Origin of the sequence: Lysinibacillus zambalensis, from assembly GCF_040183165.1 — a bacterium.
In the GTDB taxonomy this organism is placed as follows: Bacteria; Bacillota; Bacilli; order Bacillales_A; family Planococcaceae; genus Lysinibacillus; species Lysinibacillus zambalensis.
This window is the reverse complement of the sequence record NZ_JBEGDG010000016.1, coordinates 1-18,075: the sequence shown is the minus strand read 5'-3', so window position 1 is coordinate 18,075 and position 18,075 is coordinate 1. Positions and strand designations below refer to the sequence as shown.

Genomic DNA, 18,075 nt, shown 5'->3' with positions numbered 1-18,075 from the left:
TAATCAATTACAACTAACTGTAATTGTTGTGGCTATACCATAAGGAAGCTTCAACTAGCGCATCACTGCTGGTAATAATAACTTATTCTTCATAACATCAAAAATCCCTTTTGGTGTTATCCGAATATATGGTAAATGTGTAGATTGTAAGAATAATAACGAATAAATTGCGTCTCCTAAGTGATAACCACGTTCCGCTAATGCTTGTTTTAAGACCTTCTCTTTTTCCGATAGTTCCTTAACATCTCCATCATGTAAAAGACCACCAATCGTTAACGGAATAGTTGCAATTACTTCACCCTTTTCAGCAAGTACAATCCCACCACGCATTGCCTTCATTTCTTCAAAAGCTGTAATCATATCATCTTTATTTTTCCCGATTAGCAAAATATCGCCTGTATTCGAATAAGATGAAGCAAAGCCTTGTACACTAGTAGCAAAACCTTTAATCATCGTGTTAACATGCCAATTGCCATCTCTATTAATAAGCATTAAATAACATTCATCATGATCTGCAAGCTGCCCTTCTCTAGTAATTAAGGAGTTATATGGTTTGGTAATAACATCATTTACTAACTCAATTCCAAACGGCATCGAAAATTGAAAATCATGAGACGATAATGAAAAATCTAAGTCAAACGCAGGTAACGCTGAATAGTCAATTGCAGCAAGTCTTTGCACTTGCTCTCCATCGCGTTTTAACCAAACACCCTTCGATAGTACACTCTCAGGAACTGGGTGCCATTCATCTTGTAAAATATTTAGGGAAGCAAATCGACCAGTTGCGATAAAGCCATGTAAGCTCGTCATATTATAATAGCGTGCCACATTATAGGAAGCCATTTGATAAGCATCGATTGGTGCTACACCTGCATCTAAAGCTGCTTGAATACATTTATCCATCACGCCATCTTCATGGAAAGATGGTGTTGAGCCATCTGTTGTCATCATTAAATGATCAAAAATAGGCAGTTCTTTTTCAACAATTCCTTTTAATAGATGTGGTAAGTCAGGACGTATTGAAGAATAACGCACCGTTACAGCATATCCTTGCATAATACGTCGCTCCACTTCTTCCACTGTCATAGCTTCATGATCACCATCTGCACCAAGTAGCTTCATACGTGCTAAAGTTCGTTCTGATGCGCCAGGGAAGTGCCCTTCTATTTTTTTTCCGTAGCCCTTAGCCATTTGCATGCGATAAAGCATTTGGTCATCTCCATGTAACAACCTTGGCCAGCCTGTTAATTCTCCACCAAGTAAAACGTCATCTCGTTCTAACCATTCTAAAATGGACGTATTAGAAAAAATCTCTTCCTCCTGCTCCATTTCAGTTTGCGAATCAAAACGAGTCCACCAATAAAATGAAAACGGTAACTTTTTCAAATCATCCAAAATTGAAAACGCTTTCTTATTTTCTAAAGATAAAACGAAGCTTAAATTATCTGAAATAAAAGTTGTAGTGCCTAGCTGTCCACAAAAATCAGCAAAAGATTGTGGATGGTATAACTGGAACGGATGAACATGTGGCTCAATATATCCTGGCACAATTGTTTTATTCGTACAATCGACCACCTCTGTTCCCTCTGATAACGGAGGCATTCTATCACCAGCATAGACAATACGATCTCCTAAAATCCAAATGTTCCCTACTACCCATTGTTTGAGCATGCTATGTAAATAACGCGCATTTTTCAATACAATATCAGGTGCTTTTTTACCATCAATTACAGCTAATTGTTGGCGTAATTCTGTAATTTTCCATACTGGTTCCATTCTATTCGCCCCTTCCTAAATTACGTAAAATTTCATCGTGTAAATCCTATTTGAAATCACATACTACTACTGCATAAACGCTTTCTTTCATAAATTTAGTGCTTTATGCAATCATCTTGTTTCAATCGTAACACAGCACTTTCATAAAGCAAAGTGCCCCCCGCTTTATTTTTTCCACAATGACTAAAGGAGGAAATATGATGATGCAGGAAACGAATTTAAGCGAAAAAAATGCCTTCTGTCGCTTTGCAATGGGTACGAGCTTAACGGCATTTGGTATCGCTAAGGTCTCAAGAAATCCTAACTGTACGGCAGGTCGATTGATGATTGCTTTTGGTGCCATGAAAATGGCTGAGGGTATCTTTAAGTATTGCCCAACTAAATCTTTACTGAGCTCAAGCATGGAGAGTGCTATGAACAACAGCAACAATAATAGCAACTCTTTTATGCAAAGTATGCTCAGTGGCCAAAATTCTATGTCATCTGAACAAATCGAAAAACTCATGAAGGATTTCTCCTCTGTTATAACTGGAAATATGTCAGGATCAACCGCAACTGCGTCAAATCAATCTGACTCCAGCACTTCCAATCAAACTTCCTCAGAAAGTAAAAGTTCCACAAATAATGCACAAAATCCTTCTTAGTCAAAGGAGCCGTCTCAACTATACAGTTGAGACGGCTTTCACCCTTGTAAATCATACGTTTAAAAACAACAAGAAGTTTCACAGTATGATTAAATATTTAATTTAGATACGATATTAATTATTTTCATTAATTCAAAGGCTCTGATTTCCGCTACAGGCTACTCGCTTTCCTGTGGGAGTCGAGTAGCCCGTAGCTACAATTAGTTAAAATGGGCATATATTAGCAAAATATCAACAAAAAATCCTTTTATCACTAAATAAAATAACTATATTTCCCTAATCGACAAGCTTGATTTATTTCATTAATCATTTAGTAACCCGCAACGCAAACCCGCTTATTCCAATTAGATTTATACTAAAAATGTTGGACTACTTTTATTAGAACATATGCTATTTATATAAGTTGATTGGAGTGCAGACTGGGCGACTCCTTGGGGATCAGCGTCAGGAGAACGAAGGCTAAGAGCATCACATCATTTGATAACGCCTTCGTTATCAGTTACTCAACTGCTACTTAAACGTGCGCCAACCGATATCTTTGCGGTAGAAAAAATTGTCCCATGTTTTAGTTGCAATGCCTGCGTATACTTTTTCTTGTGCTTCCTTTAAAGTGGAGGCTTTTGCTCCAACTAATAAAACTCGGCCACCATTACCAACAAACTTCTCATCTACGAGCTTTGTACCTGCATGGAATACTGCATGTGAAGCTGATAGAGTTTCTAAGTTAGGTAATGTATTTCCTTTTTCAACGTCCCCTGGATAGCCTTCAGCGGCAATAACTACACCAAGCATTGCTTCTTCAGACCATTGCAAATCAAATGGCTTTTCATCCATTAATGCCATCATAAATTCGCCAAAGTCAGATGCCATACGTGGTAAAACTACTTGTGTTTCTGGATCGCCGAAGCGTGCATTAAACTCAATCACTTTTGGACCGTTTTTCGTTAAAATCAAACCTGCATATAAAATTCCTGTAAATGATACACCATCTGCCTCCATACCTTTCACGGTCGGTTCGACAATTGTCTTATAAGCTTCATCCACTACGTATTGTGAAATTTGAGGCACCGGCGAATAGGCGCCCATACCACCTGTGTTTGGTCCTTTATCGCCATCATAAGCACGTTTATGATCTTGAGCAATGACCATTGGATATATCTGACCTTTATGGACAAATGACATAAAGGAGAATTCTTCTCCGTCCAGGAATTCTTCAATGACAACACGTGAAGATGATTCTCCAAAACGTTGGTTCCCAATCATATCCTCCACAGCTTCAACTGCTTCATCTTCGGTCATTGCAACAACTACACCTTTACCAGCTGCCAATCCATCTGCTTTGATCACAATTGGTGCACCTTGCTCTTTAATATAAGCGATAGCCTTTGCAGCCTCAGTAAACGTTCCATGGACCGCAGTTGGGATATTAAACTTATTCATAATATCTTTCGCGTATGATTTACTGCTTTCGATTTGTGCCGCTGCCTTTGCTGGACCAAATACTCGTAAACCTCGAGCAGTAAAGAAATCTACTATACCTTCAGCAAGTGGTTGCTCAGGTCCTACAAATGTTAAATCTATCGCATTTTCTTTTGCAAATTGTGCAAGACCTGCAAAATCCATCGTATCTATTGCAACGATTTCCGCATCATTTTTCATGCCATCATTACCAGGAGCTACAAATACTTTATTCACAGATGGTGAAATACTAAATTGTTTGGCGATAGCATGTTCTCGACCGCCGCTTCCAATAACTAATACTTTCATTTCAGGGAATCCTCCTATTTGTAAGTAAGACCGAGATGAACTAACATCTCGGTCTAATTTTTAACGTGTTCTGATTAGTGTTTGAAATGACGTACGCCAGTGAATACCATTGCAATGCCGTATTCATTTGCTTTATCAATTGAATCTTGATCTTTGATAGAGCCGCCTGGTTGAATAATAGCTGTAATACCAGCCGCTGCAGCTGCTTCTACAGTATCGCTCATTGGGAAGAATGCATCTGATGCTAGCGCTGCACCTTTTGCTTTTTCGCCAGCTTGCTCAAATGCGATTTTAGCTGCGCCAACACGGTTCATTTGGCCAGCTCCAACACCCAGTGTCATTTGAGAATCTGTAACGACGATAGCATTAGATTTAACATGCTTCACAACTGCCCAGCCTAGTTGTAATGCTTCCCACTCTTGTGCTGTCGGTTCACGGTCTGTGACAACTTTAATATCTGCATTAGAAAAACCGTAGCGATCTGGTTCTTGTACAAGAAGGCCGCCTTCAACTGAAACAACATTGAATTTGTCTTGTTTTGCTTGCCCGAAAGGAATTGTTAATAAACGAATATTTTTCTTCTTCGTTAAAATATCAAGTGCTTCTTGAGAGAAAGCTGGTGCAATAATAATTTCTAAAAATATATGGCTTAATTTTTCAGCAGTTGCTGCATCAACTTCCATATTTAAAGCAATAATGCCACCAAAAATAGACGTTGAATCTGCTTCATATGCTTTATCAAACGCTTCTTCTAATGTTGCGCCTGTTCCAACACCACAAGGATTCATATGCTTTACAGCTACAGCAGCAGGCATTTCAAACTCTTTCACAATTTGCAATGCTGCATTCCCGTCTTGAATATTGTTGTATGATAACTCTTTACCATGCAATTGCGTTGCATAAGCTAATGAAAAATCAGAACCTAGACGTTTTTGATAGAACGCTGCTTTTTGATGAGGATTTTCACCATAGCGTAAGTTTTGTTTTAATTCATATGTCATTGTTAAGCTCTCTGGGAACTCTTCTTCTGTTAAGTGGTTTGATATATATGAATCATAAGCGGCTGTGTGACGGAAAACTTTTGCAGCTAATTTACGACGTGTTTCAATAGTCGTTGCACCGTTAGCTTTCAGTTCCTCTAATACGTTCGCATAGTCATTGCTATCCACAATTACTGTTACATATTGATGGTTTTTTGCTGCAGAACGTAACATTGTTGGACCACCGATATCGATATTTTCAATAGCATCATCCCATGTTACATTAGGCTTTGAAATTGTTTCAACAAACGGATAAAGATTGACACAAACAATCTCAATTGGCTCAATTCCATGCTCATTCATTTGTGCTTGATGAGAAGCATCGTCAAATTTTCCTAATAGTCCACCGTGAATCATTGGATTTAAAGTTTTTACACGGCCATCTAAAATTTCAGGGAATTTAGTTACTTCATCTACTGCTGTTACGGCAACATTATTGTCTTGTAACATTTTTTTCGTACCACCAGTTGATAAAATTTCATAACCTAATGCTACTAGTTCTTTTGCAAATTCTAAAATACCATCTTTATTGGAAACACTGATTAATGCACGTTTTGTCACAACGAAATCCTCCTAATTTTTAGGATCATCACCAAATCATGTGGTTGATTTCCGTTCCGGCTGTGCGCTTTCCTAGGGGCGTCCGATGAGCCGATCCACTCGCATTGCTCGCTTCAGGGTCTCGGGCCAACACGATGTTGGTCACGGAGGCGTTATCACAGGATGTGATGCTTTTAGCCTCCGTTCCTCTATTGCTAATCCCTAAGGAGTCGCCCAGCCTCCACTCCAATCAACTTATTTACATAGTAGACGTATTAACAAAAGTCATACACAACTTTTGGTGATGAACCAATTTTTATCGTGTTTGCCACGAATATGTCTTGCTATTATTGATAGAGTAGAGTTAGGCTGTAATGTTCCAGAGGACCTAACTCCTCACCACCGAATTACTTTAATAATTGCTGTAAAGCTTTTGTATATAGTCCATGCTCTTCTTTATGAATAGCCATTTCTGTTGCCTCACGGTCACCTTCAATGACTTGAACTGCCGCTTGTGCAATAATAGGCCCTGTATCCATACCTTCATCTACAAAATGGACTGTTACCCCAGTTATCTTGACTCCGTGTTCCATCGCTTGACCAATGGCATCTTTACCTGGGAAGGCCGGTAATAGTGAAGGATGAATATTCACAATGCGCTGTGGGTAGGCAGTTAGCAATACTTCACTAATTAAGCGCATATAACCTGCAAGCACAATCCATTCTACATGACGTTCGTGAAGAGCCTCGATAATAGCAGTTTCGTAATCTGCTTTGGATGAAAACTCTTTCGGACTTAAAGCTAACACTGGAATACTATAGTTTTCAGCACGTGTCACTACAAATGCGCTAGGCTTGTCTGTCACAACAAGTTCAATCTTTGCATGTAGTTCGCCACGTTCAATGGCCTCTTGAATAGCTTGAAAGTTACTGCCGCTACCTGATGCAAAAACGGCAATTTTAGTCGGTGCGGTCATTACGCTAAACTCCCATCATGTGAGCCATTGAATACAACACCTTCGCCTTTCACAACGCGACCAATTTTGTATGCTTTTTCACCATTTCCCTCTACTGTAGCAAGGACTTTATCTACTTCAGCTGAAGGTACAGCTAACACGAAGCCAATGCCCATGTTAAAGACATTATATAAATCCTTGTCCTCTAACTGTCCTTTTTCTTTTAAAAACTCAAAAATACGTAAGACTGGCCAAGAACCTAAGTCAATTTCAGTTGCTAAACCTTCTGGCATCATACGTGGTAGGTTTTCATAAAAGCCACCGCCCGTTACATGGGCACAGCCATGAACGTCTGCTGCTTTTAAAGCAGCAAGTACAGGTTTCGCATATAATTTTGTCGGCACTAACAAGGCTTCCCCGATAGGACCGAGATCCTCGTAGCCTTCCACAATCGAATCAACAGCGTACTGATTATCTGCAAAGACAATTTTTCGCACTAATGAATAACCGTTTGAATGCACCCCACTTGAAGCAATACCAACAAGCACGTCACCCTCTACGATGTTCTCACCTGTTACGATGGCTGATTTTTCACAAGCTCCTACTGCAAAACCAGCTAAATCATACTCATCTTCTTCGTAAAGACCTGGCATCTCTGCAGTTTCTCCACCGATTAATGCTGCGCCAGATTGCACACAGCCATCTGCAACGCCTTTTACAATTTGCTCAATTTTCGCTGGCTCTGCCTTGCCAAGGGCTACATAATCTAAAAAGTACAATGGCTCTGCACCTTGCGCTACGATATCATTGACACACATCGCTACACAGTCCACACCAATTGTGTCGTGCTTGTCCACCATAAACGCTAGCTTTAGCTTTGTCCCAACACCATCTGTACCTGAAATAAGAACAGGTTCCTTAAGATTTAGTTCTGACAAGTCAAACATACCACCAAAACCACCGAACGTGCCCATCACACCTAGACGGTTTGTACGTTCAACGTGAGACTTCATTCGTTTTACGGCTTCGTAGCCTGCTTCAATATTTACACCTGCTTGTTCATATGCTTTTGACACGCAGAGTTCCTCCTTATCATCCAAATCTAGATCTGTCATCATGGCTAGATGTATTTAGATGTTTTTCTTAACGTAATAGTTCTTTTTCATGCGGTAAGATTGTATCTGGGAAAATTTCTGTTGGATATTTACCTGTAAAGCATGCTAGGCATAATCCTCGGTTTTCATCTTCATAAGGTCTTGCAATCGTCTCCACCATGCCCTCAACGGAAAGGAATGTTAGTGAATCGGCTCCAATAGTTTCACGGATTGCATCTACATTGTGGCTAGAGGCAATCAATTCTTCATGTGTTGAAGTATCGATGCCATAATAGCAAGGATCCGTCATCGGTGGCGAAGAAATCACAACATGAACTTCTGCTGCCCCTGCATCTTTTAACATTTTTACAATACGTCGTGAAGTTGTACCTCGAACAATCGAATCGTCCACCATCACTACTCGTTTACCTTTTACAACTTGAACAACTGGAGAAAGCTTCATTTTCACACCACGTTCACGTAATTCCTGTGTCGGTTGGATAAATGTACGGCCTACATAACGATTTTTAATAAGACCTAGTTCATACGGAATTCCACTTTCCTCTGCAAAGCCGATTGCTGCTGAAATACTTGAATCAGGAACACCTGTAACAACATCAGCTTCAATATGTGCACATTCACGAGCAAGCTGTTTTCCCATACGTTTACGCGCCATGTGGACGTTAATACCATCAATATCAGAATCAGGACGCGCTAAATATACGTACTCCATCGCGCACATTGCACGTTTATCCATCTCTACAAAACGATCAGATTTTACACCTTCATCGTTAATAATTAATAACTCACCAGGTTCAACAGAGCGAACAAATTCTGCACCTATTAAATCAAATGCACAAGTTTCAGAGGCTACAACCCAACCATCTCCTAGCTTCCCAAGAGATAATGGACGTAAACCATGTGGATCACGTGCGACAAGCATTTCATCTTTAGTCATAATTAAGAACGAGTAAGCACCCTTTAATAATGAAAGGGCATTTTTCACCTTTGCACGGAATGGTGAAAGCGAGCTTTTCTTAATAAGATGCCCAAGCACTTCAGTATCGGAGCTAGAATGAAAAATACTCCCTTGGCGCTCTAAATACTGTTTTAAGTGCGTTGCATTGACTAAATTACCGTTATGAGCAATTGAAAGGCTACCAGTTGACGAGTGGAATAATAACGGCTGTACATTTTCAATACCGCCACCTCCAGCAGTCGTATAACGGACATGGGCAATTGCTGCTTTTCCGTCCACTGCCTTTAATTTGTCCTCGTTGAAAACATCATTAACTAGTCCTTCGCCTTTCACCGCGCGAAGATGCTGACCGTCAGAAACGACGATTCCAGCGCCTTCTTGGCCACGATGTTGAAGAGCATGAAGCCCGTAATAACTAAGGTGTGCTGGATTTGGGTTACCCCAAATACCAAACACCCCACATTCTTCGTTTAAGCCTCTGAGTTCAGCAAGCATGGGATTGCTCCTTTCCAATTAGAACGGAATTCCTCCACTGTACCTTCTACAAGCACACCGTTGTCACCGTTGATTTTAACAAGCGCATCGTTTGTTACGACACCGATTTTCTTTGCGTCTTTTACAATTTCTACAAATGCAGATGCATTTTCTTCTTTCACTGTTACAACGAAACGAGATTGTGTTTCACTGAATAATGCTGTTGTAGCAGAGCCTGTTAATGTCACATCCAGACCTAAGTCATTAGCGCCAAATGTTGTTTCAGCTAGCGCCACAGCAAGACCACCTTCTGCTACATCATGTGCAGATTGTACGATTCCTGCTTTAATTGCTTTAAGTAATGCTTGTTGACGTGCAGCTTCAATCTGTAGGTCAATCGCTGGTGCTTTCCCTGAAATAACCCCATTATTGAATAACTTTTGAAGCTCCGAACCACCGAATTCAGTTTTTGTATCGCCGATCACAAATACTACATCACCAGCAGCTTTTACTTCTTGAGTTGTTACATGTGCTAAATCTTCAATTAGTCCAACCATACCGATTGTTGGTGTTGGGTAAACCGCTTCACCAGAACGTTCGTTATAAAGAGACACGTTACCACCGATTACTGGTGAATTCAGTGCTGTACAAGCCGCTGAAATACCATCAGCTGATTTTTCAATTTGCCAGAAGATTTCTGGTTTCTCAGGATTGCCGAAGTTCAAGCAGTCAGTAATCGCTAATGGCGTACCACCAGTTGCTACGATATTACGAGCTGCCTCAGCTACTGCAATGGCACCGCCTACTTCTGGATCTAGGAAAATATAACGAGAGTTACAGTCTGTAGTCATCGCTAATCCTTTGTTCGTACCGCGCACACGGATAACGGCTGCATCAGAACCTGGAGCAACGACTGTTGATGTACGAACTTGATAATCATATTGATCATAAACCCACTCTTTTGAAGCAACTGTTGGTGCTTTTAAAAGTGCATTTAATGTTTCTTTGTAATCTGTTACCGCTGGTTCTGTGTTTTCCATCGCTTGGAACTCTGCATAGTAAGCAGGCTCTGCAGATGGCTTATGATAAACTGGTGCATCTTCTGCAAGTGCATCAGCAGGCACTTCCGCTACAACTTCACCATTATGTAAAAGGCGAAGCATTTTATCATCAGTCACGCGACCAATTGCCACAGCATCTAAATCATATTTATCGAAAATCGCTTTAATTTCATCTTCGCGGCCTTTTTTCACAACAAGCAGCATACGCTCCTGAGATTCAGATAGCATCATTTCATATGCTGTCATACCTGTTTCACGTTGAGGTACTAAGTCTAAGTTCATTTCTACACCAGAGCCAGCCTTAGAAGCCATTTCTGCTGATGAAGAAGTAAGACCAGCAGCACCCATGTCTTGAATACCTACTAGAGCGTCAGATTTTACAACTTCTAAACATGCTTCAAGTAAAAGTTTCTCCATAAATGGATCTCCTACTTGTACTGCAGGACGTTGGTTCTCAGATTCTTCAGTTAACTCCTCAGAGGCAAATGTCGCACCATGGATACCGTCACGACCTGTTTTCGCACCAACATACATGACTGTATTCCCTACACCAGCTGCGATTCCACGTTGAATATCTTTGTGGTCAATTAAACCTACACACATTGCATTAACTAATGGATTGCCTTCATAGCAAGGATCGAATTGAATCTCGCCACCTACTGTAGGAATTCCGATACAGTTACCGTAACCTGCGATACCAGCAACGACTTCTTCGAATAAATATTTACCACGCGCTGACTTTAATTCGCCAAAGCGTAATGAGTTCAGCATAGCAATTGGACGTGCACCCATTGAGAAAACGTCACGGATAATACCACCAACACCTGTGGCAGCACCTTGATAAGGCTCGATTGCTGAAGGATGGTTATGCGATTCCATTTTAAATACAACTGCTTGTTCATCACCAATGTCTACGATACCAGCACCTTCACCTGGACCTTGTAAAACTTGTGGACCCTTCGTAGGGAATTTACGTAACACTGGTTTTGAATTTTTGTATGAGCAGTGCTCAGACCACATTACTGAGAAAAGACCTGTCTCTGTCCAGTTTGGTAGACGTCCTAAAATACCTTCTACCATTGCAAATTCTTCGTCTGACATTCCCATACCAGCATATAGCTTTTGTTCTTTAATCTGCTGTGCTGTTGGCTCAAACTTAGTTGTTGACATGATTTTCCCTCCACTGCTTCACAATTGATTTAAATACTGCTAGACCGTCTGCTCCGCCCACCAGTGCATCAACAGCTCGCTCTGGGTGAGGCATCATACCTAGGACATTGCCGCGCTCGTTTATAATCCCAGCGATATCTTCTAAAGAACCGTTTGGATTTTCGCCTGAGTACGTAAACACGATTTGATTGTTATCTTTTAATGCTTGTAAAGTTTCCTCGTCACAGTAGTAGTTACCTTCACCATGTGCAATTGGAATATTAATTACTTGACCTTGCTCATATTGGTTTGTGAATAATGTATTATTGTTTTCAACTTTAAGCTGAATTGTGCGGCACATGAATTTCAAATTTTTGTTTCGAAGTAATGCACCTGGTAATAAACCTGCTTCAGTTAGGATTTGGAATCCATTACATACTCCTAATACCGGCTTACCAGCATCTGCTGCCTTTTTGACCTCTGCCATAATATTAGATTGATTGGCCATCGCCCCACAGCGAAGGTAATCTCCATAAGAGAAGCCTCCCGGTACTAAAATACCATCAAAGCCGCTTAAATCAGTTGCTGTATGCCATACATATTCTACTTCTTCACCTAGCTCGTCTTTAATCGCATGATACATATCAATATCACAGTTTGACCCAGGGAACACGAGTACTGCGAATTTCATGATTAGTTAGCCTCCTCGACTTCGTAACGGTAGTCTTCGATCACAACGTTAGTTAAAACCTTTTCACACATTTCTTTTACTAGAGTATCAATATCACGTTCTGTATCTTTAATTGCTAGTTCAAGATATTTACCAATACGTAAATCTTCTACTTCAGCGTAACCCATTTTCACTAAAGAACCTTGTACAGCTGAACCTTGTGGATCAAGAATGCTCTCACGTAATGTTACGTAAATTTTAACTTTTTTCATTGTTATTTGCCTCCGAGTCTAGAAAGTATAATAGTATAAACTTCAGTTAAATTACCAAGGTCTCTACGAAAGACATCTTTGTCTAACTTTTGCTTTGTAGTTGCATCCCATAGTCTGCATGTATCTGGTGATATTTCATCTGCCAGCAGTACATTTCCATCATTGTCACGTCCAAACTCTAATTTAAAGTCAATTAGTGTAACGTTGACATCTGCAAATATAGGTTGCATAACTTCGTTAACTGCAAGTGCTCCATCATAAATGGCTGTCACTTCCTCAGGTGTTGCAAGATCAAGTACGTCAATATGCTCCGTCGTAATGAGCGGATCGCCTAGTTCGTCGTCTTTATAATAAAACTCAACGATTGGGCGTTTTAATGGTGTGCCTTCCTCCAAACCGAGACGTTTCGCTAAGCTACCTGCTGCTATATTGCGAACTACGACCTCTATTGGAATAATATCTACCTTTTTTACAAGCTGCTGCGTATCAGATAATTGTTTTACGAAATGTGACGCAATTCCGTTAGCTTGCAATTTTTCGAAAATTAGAGAGGTAATGCGATTATTTAATACGCCTTTACCTTCAATTTCTTCTTTTTTCTCACCATTAAATGCTGTTGCACTATTCTTGTATTCAACGAGTAACACATCTGGCTCCTCTGTTGTATACAATTTTTTTGCTTTACCTTCATACAAAAGTTGACCTGTAGTCATTTCGTTACTCCCCCTGATATTATGAAATACACGCGTATTGTTCAGAATTGAATCGCATGTATACGATTCAATCCTGTAACATCCGCTAGTGGCTTACTCTATCAATTTCGCCTTGGCGTAATTGCGTCCGGATTTTGAATTGTGCTGGCACAATTCAAAATCCGTGACATCCGCCGGAGGCTTTAGACCAACAAATGTTTTCTGTGCGAAAGCGCAGTGCTAACGTAGCGTCAGCAACATGATGTTGGTCACTCAGTCGTTGCCACAGGACGTGGCGTTTTTAGACTGAGTTCTTCTATTTCAGTAAGTGTTTGGTTACCTACTGAAATAGAAGATCGTTAGTTAAGTCCAAGACGCTCAAAAATCATATCTACATGCTGTAAATGGTAGTTGTAGTCGAAGCACTCATCTAGCTCTTCTTTCGTTAAATACGATGTAATTTTTTCACTTGCATCGACTAACGTACGGAACTGAACTTGCTCATCCCACGCCTGCATCGCTAAAGGTTGTACTGTATCATACGCTTCCTCACGCACTAACCCTTTATCGATAAGTGCTAATAAGATGCGTTGAGAGTAAATTAGACCAAAAGTGCGACCCATATTACGTTTCATGTTTTCAGGGAATACTGTTAAGTTTTTCACAATGTTACCGAAGCGATTTAACATATAGTTAAGTGTAATTGTTGCATCCGGTAAAATAACACGCTCTGCAGATGAATGTGAAATATCACGCTCATGCCATAATGCTACGTTTTCATAAGCCGTTAGCATATAGCCACGCATTAAACGTGACATACCAACCATGTTTTCAGATCCGATTGGATTACGTTTATGAGGCATCGCTGACGAGCCTTTTTGTCCTTTTGCAAATCCTTCCTCAACTTCACGTGTTTCAGATTTTTGCAAGCCGCGAATCTCTGTTGCAAATTTCTCTATTGATGTTGCGATTAATGCCAACGCCCCAAAATACTGTGCATGGCGATCACGTTGTAAAGTTTGTGTTGAAATAGGTGATGCTGCAAGTCCTAATTTATCGCATACATATTGCTCAACTCGAGGATCGATATTGGCATATGTTCCAACTGCACCAGACATTTTTCCTGTTTCAATTACTTTTGCTGCTGCTTCAAAGCGTTCTAAGTTACGCTTCATTTCTTCATACCATAAAGCTAATTTTAAACCGAAAGTTGTTGGCTCAGCATGAACACCGTGTGTACGTCCCATCATGACCGTATGCTTATACTCTTTCGCTTTCGCTGCGATAATATCAATGAAATTCATGATGTCTTTACGTAAAATATCATTCGCTTGCTTAATTAAAAAAGAAAGGGCTGTATCAACTACGTCCGTTGAAGTTAAACCATAGTGCACCCATTTTCGCTCTTCACCAAGTGTTTCAGATACGGCACGAGTGAATGCTACAACATCATGACGTGTTTCTTTTTCTATCTCTAAAATACGATCCACATCAAATGAAGCATTTTCACGGATTTTAGCTACATCTTCTTTTGGAATGTCGCCTAATTCTGCCCAAGCCTCACATGCTAAAATTTCAACCTCTAGCCAAGCTTGATATTTATTTTGTTCTGTCCAAATTGCGCCCATTTCGGGTCTTGTGTAACGTTCGATCATTGCGTTTCTCCTTCTATTCTGGCCAAATACCAGAACTCTCGATTTGTTGTAGTGTTTCTTCTAAATTTTTCGTCATAATCGTTACGTGGCCCATCTTACGGTTAACCTTAGCTTCAGCTTTCCCATAAAGATGTATAGACCATTCAGGATATTTAGCAATTGAGTTACTAAGTGGCATGACATGCTGCCCTAAAACATTTATCATAATTGATGGTGCCCATAGTTGTGGTTTACGTAATGGCCAACCACAAATAGCGCGTATATGCTGATGGAACTGTGAAACATTACATGCTTCTATTGAATAGTGACCTGAATTATGAGGTCTTGGTGCTAATTCATTAATAACAATTCCACCATCTTCTAATACAAACATTTCTACTGCTAATGTGCCCACTAAATTTAAGTAATCAGCAATTTTCAAAGCTTCGCGCTCTGCAGCCTGTGCTGTTTCCTCTTTTATACGAGCTGGCACAATCGTTTCATGTAAAATATGATGAACATGAATATTTTCTCCAACTGGCTGACAATATGATTCACCATTACCGTTTCTTTGAACAATGACAGACACCTCTTTAACGAAAGGTACAAATCCCTCAACAATACATTGTGAATGAGTGAAAAGCCCCTTTGCTAACGTTAGGTCTTCTGCAGATCTTAAAAGCTGCTGCCCCTTGCCATCGTAACCACCTCTTGCTGTTTTGACTATACAAGGATAACTAATCCTATCGATATTGGCTAGTAATTCTTCATATGTATTTACAACCAAATAAGGGGCTACCGGACAACCTGCGTTCATAATCGCTTCTTTCTCAGTCACACGGTTTTGTGTAATGCGTACTAGCTCTGCTCCTTGTGGTACGTAAGCCATTTGTGTTAAAAGTTTTAAGCCATCATAATCGATGTTTTCAAACTCATACGTTATAACGTCACTTACCTCAGCAAGTTCTTCTAAAGCTGCCTCATCATCATATGGTGCTACAATACGAACATCCGCAACCTGTCCACATGGTGAATCCATTAATGGTTCAAGAACAGCAACTTTAAAGCCGGCCTCTTTTGCAGCAAGTGCCATCATACGTCCAAGTTGCCCTCCTCCGATAATGCCTATCGTCTGCCCTGGATAAATTATCTTTGTCACACTAAGTCACCTGTGCTTTCCAGTACTTGTTGCTTCGTGGCTTCACGTCTAGTATCTAGTTTATTAGCAAGCTGTGCATCTGTTGTCGATAAAATTTGTGCTGCAAGCAAGCCTGCATTCGTCGCTCCTGCTTTGCCAATCGCTACTGTTGCTACAGGTACACCTCCAGGCATTTGAACGATTGATAATAGTGAATCAAGACCGTTAAGAGCACGAGATTGCACAGGTACTCCGATTACCGGTAACGTTGTTTTAGCTGCTACCATTCCTGGTAAATGTGCAGCTCCACCTGCACCAGCGATAATTACTTGAATTCCTCGCTCACGTGCTGATTCTGCATACTCAAACATTAAGTCAGGAGTACGATGTGCAGACACTACCTTTTTCTCGTACGGTACTTGTAATTCATCTAAAATATCACATGCATGTTTCATTGTTTCCCAGTCACTTGAACTCCCCATAATGACACCGATTTTCGGATTCATGATTGTCGCTCCTTTTTAACGTTAGAAAAATGATCAAATATATAAAAGCTACTACAATTCTTTACTTTTTCTTTTTATAACAAAGAAAATCCTCAAATAAACTACTCCCTACCATACACGTGAAAGCAGCTTACTTGAGGACTTATTATAAAAGAATATGCAAATGTACATTTCTGTACACACACCCTTCCGTAACATGCCAAAAGTGCTTTCCCGCATAGTCCGGCATTTACGGTGCCGGGTAGAGACACTAGAGCCAATCCTCTAGCATATATGTGGGATTTATTTGTTTTTCCTTCTCACATTTTAACAAGTCATTCCACTATCGTCAATGCAAAAATGCGAACAATTTATTTTAGTCATTTATAAACGTTCGGATTTTAGTCAAAATCACTCGAATTCTTGGCAATTCATCGCTTTGAATTGTATTTTTTGACGTAAATATGTTGGTTCTCCATTGACTAAGTGAAAAATAGGTTCTTCTTTTCTTCCCACTGCCATATAGCCATCTTGACGCATTCTTTCCAAACAATCTTCAATTGACTCATTTTCTTCTACTTCATACCAAATTTGTTTTTTTCCCAAATCTTTCTTCCTTTCGATCTTGTATCCAATAATTTTTTCCTCTTATGAGTTTCATTATACCTTTAGTCTGCCCCATTAGTATGTTTGATTTGTTAATAAAATGCTCTCCACCCTAACGTTAGGTTGATTTCCATTCTGTTGGGCACTTTCCTGTGGGTTTCCGTTGAAGCGCTAGTGCCAGTAGTTTCGCGCGAAAGCGAAGCGTCAGCAACGACCCGATGTTGGTCACGAAGGGCGTTCTCACAGGTTGTGATAGGTTTAACTTTCATTCCCTTTCTAGCTCTCTACAGGGACTCGTCTGTAACGCTATTTCGCAAGGAGTCGAACACTTCCACTAATCGATAATGGTATACGTTAAACAAATGTCATTCTTAACTTTTGGTGATCTGTGCTTTACAGTTACTATTTTAAGAAAAATTAAAAGAACTGCAGAGACAGAATCCGCAGTTCTTTATTAAGGTTTTGAAATCCCATTACGTATACACATAAGAAAAGGAACATTAAAAAAATTAAGCACAATAAGAACTCTATAAATATCAGCTTTAAAGCTAAAAATTGCACTAATTATTCCCAGTCCTCCTAAATATGTGTGTAGATCTAAAAAATAAAATTACATAATTCGCCAGTAAAACTCGCCCTATTTCATTGCTTTGAGCAATAAGTGATGGATATATTTTATATATTGAGGCGATGCACACTGTGAAGCTTCCGCCGAAACGTTCTGGCGACCGCCTATGCGTATCTTCAAGCATCTCAGCAAGTTGTACAGCATTCTTTCCGCCTATTCGTTAGATTCCTATCGGTTGCCTTTGTTTCTATAGACAGACACAATGAGTAGCTTCCTCCGGAAACACTACACAGACAGTCTGCTATGACAGTTTTCTCAGCAGGAGTGTCACTCCATCATAGTCATTTCTCAACGTATAGTATACAACCTAATTCAATATGTGAAATTTTAACTTTAAATAATTTTATCTTCTTATAAAACAAAAAAGCCGAGGAATAAATCCTCGACTTTTTAAGGTGCCTAGCGACGTCCTACTCTCACAGGGGGAAGCCCCCAACTACCATCGGCGCTAAAGAGCTTAACTTCCGTGT

15 protein-coding genes, 1 rRNA gene and 1 riboswitch are annotated in these 18,075 nt (G+C 40.0%); of the genes, 1 reads left to right on the top strand and 15 read right to left on the bottom strand.

All coding sequences use genetic code 11. The annotated features are described in order from the left end of the window. Positions 1-54: 54 nt before the first annotated feature. Positions 55-1,776: an adenine deaminase C-terminal domain-containing protein gene (locus ABNX05_RS18345; protein ID WP_349661036.1), complete on the bottom strand. Its 1,722-nt coding sequence runs from the start codon at positions 1,774-1,776 to the stop codon at positions 55-57. A gap of 197 nt (positions 1,777-1,973) precedes the next feature. Here ABNX05_RS18345 and ABNX05_RS18340 point away from each other — a divergent pair, with 197 nt between their 5' ends. Continuing rightward, positions 1,974-2,420 carry a YgaP-like transmembrane domain gene (locus ABNX05_RS18340; protein WP_349661035.1) on the top strand — a complete coding sequence of 149 codons (447 nt, stop codon included), beginning with the start codon at positions 1,974-1,976 and terminating at the stop codon, positions 2,418-2,420. Between the two features lie 510 nt (positions 2,421-2,930). Here the strand turns inward: ABNX05_RS18340 and purD are convergent. From purD to rrf, 14 genes are all read right to left on the bottom strand, one after another. After that, a complete protein-coding gene (gene purD, locus ABNX05_RS18335; protein ID WP_349661034.1) occupies positions 2,931-4,187 on the bottom strand; it encodes a phosphoribosylamine--glycine ligase in 1,257 nt (418 codons plus the stop codon). A 74-nt stretch (positions 4,188-4,261) separates the two neighbouring features. Beyond that, on the bottom strand, positions 4,262-5,788 hold the full coding sequence (purH, locus tag ABNX05_RS18330) for a bifunctional phosphoribosylaminoimidazolecarboxamide formyltransferase/IMP cyclohydrolase (RefSeq protein ID WP_323651736.1): 1,527 nt from the start codon (positions 5,786-5,788) through the stop codon (positions 4,262-4,264). 386 nt (positions 5,789-6,174) lie between these two features. Next, positions 6,175-6,744 carry a phosphoribosylglycinamide formyltransferase gene (gene purN / locus ABNX05_RS18325; RefSeq protein ID WP_349661033.1) on the bottom strand — a complete coding sequence of 190 codons (570 nt, stop codon included), beginning with the start codon at positions 6,742-6,744 and terminating at the stop codon, positions 6,175-6,177. Then, positions 6,744-7,799 carry a phosphoribosylformylglycinamidine cyclo-ligase gene (gene purM / locus ABNX05_RS18320; RefSeq protein ID WP_349661032.1) on the bottom strand — a complete coding sequence of 352 codons (1,056 nt, stop codon included), beginning with the start codon at positions 7,797-7,799 and terminating at the stop codon, positions 6,744-6,746. The genes purN and purM overlap by 1 nt, the downstream gene beginning before the upstream one ends. Before the next feature lie 67 nt (positions 7,800-7,866). After that, positions 7,867-9,291 carry an amidophosphoribosyltransferase gene (gene purF / locus ABNX05_RS18315; protein ID WP_349661031.1) on the bottom strand — a complete coding sequence of 475 codons (1,425 nt, stop codon included), beginning with the start codon at positions 9,289-9,291 and terminating at the stop codon, positions 7,867-7,869. Beyond that, positions 9,267-11,501, bottom strand: a complete 2,235-nt coding sequence (gene purL, locus ABNX05_RS18310) for a phosphoribosylformylglycinamidine synthase subunit PurL (protein WP_349661030.1) — start codon at positions 11,499-11,501, stop codon at positions 9,267-9,269. The genes purF and purL overlap by 25 nt, the downstream gene beginning before the upstream one ends. Next, complete coding sequence (gene purQ / locus ABNX05_RS18305) at positions 11,488-12,171, bottom strand: phosphoribosylformylglycinamidine synthase subunit PurQ (RefSeq protein WP_079562649.1); 684 nt, start codon at positions 12,169-12,171, stop codon at positions 11,488-11,490. The genes purL and purQ overlap by 14 nt, the downstream gene beginning before the upstream one ends. Positions 12,172-12,173: 2 nt before the next feature. Continuing rightward, positions 12,174-12,422: a phosphoribosylformylglycinamidine synthase subunit PurS gene (purS, locus tag ABNX05_RS18300; RefSeq protein ID WP_079562648.1), complete on the bottom strand. Its 249-nt coding sequence runs from the start codon at positions 12,420-12,422 to the stop codon at positions 12,174-12,176. Positions 12,423-12,424: 2 nt separating this feature from the next. Then, a complete protein-coding gene (purC, locus tag ABNX05_RS18295) occupies positions 12,425-13,135 on the bottom strand; it encodes a phosphoribosylaminoimidazolesuccinocarboxamide synthase (RefSeq protein ID WP_349661029.1) in 711 nt (236 codons plus the stop codon). A 338-nt stretch (positions 13,136-13,473) separates the two neighbouring features. Then, positions 13,474-14,769, bottom strand: coding sequence for an adenylosuccinate lyase (gene purB / locus ABNX05_RS18290; protein WP_349661028.1), 1,296 nt, complete (start codon positions 14,767-14,769; stop codon positions 13,474-13,476). A gap of 13 nt (positions 14,770-14,782) precedes the next feature. Then, a complete protein-coding gene (gene purK, locus ABNX05_RS18285) occupies positions 14,783-15,907 on the bottom strand; it encodes a 5-(carboxyamino)imidazole ribonucleotide synthase (RefSeq protein WP_349661027.1) in 1,125 nt (374 codons plus the stop codon). After that, positions 15,904-16,392, bottom strand: a complete 489-nt coding sequence (gene purE, locus ABNX05_RS18280; RefSeq protein ID WP_349661026.1) for a 5-(carboxyamino)imidazole ribonucleotide mutase — start codon at positions 16,390-16,392, stop codon at positions 15,904-15,906. The genes purK and purE overlap by 4 nt, the downstream gene beginning before the upstream one ends. 198 nt (positions 16,393-16,590) lie before the next feature. Then, positions 16,591-16,689, bottom strand: a riboswitch (purine riboswitch). 93 nt (positions 16,690-16,782) lie between these two features. Beyond that, positions 16,783-16,977 (bottom strand): NETI motif-containing protein, encoded by a 195-nt coding sequence (locus ABNX05_RS18275; protein ID WP_349661025.1) that lies wholly within the window; start codon positions 16,975-16,977, stop codon positions 16,783-16,785. 1,025 nt (positions 16,978-18,002) lie between these two features. After that, positions 18,003-18,075: ribosomal RNA gene (gene rrf, locus ABNX05_RS26420) — 5S ribosomal RNA — on the bottom strand; the annotation flags it as partial.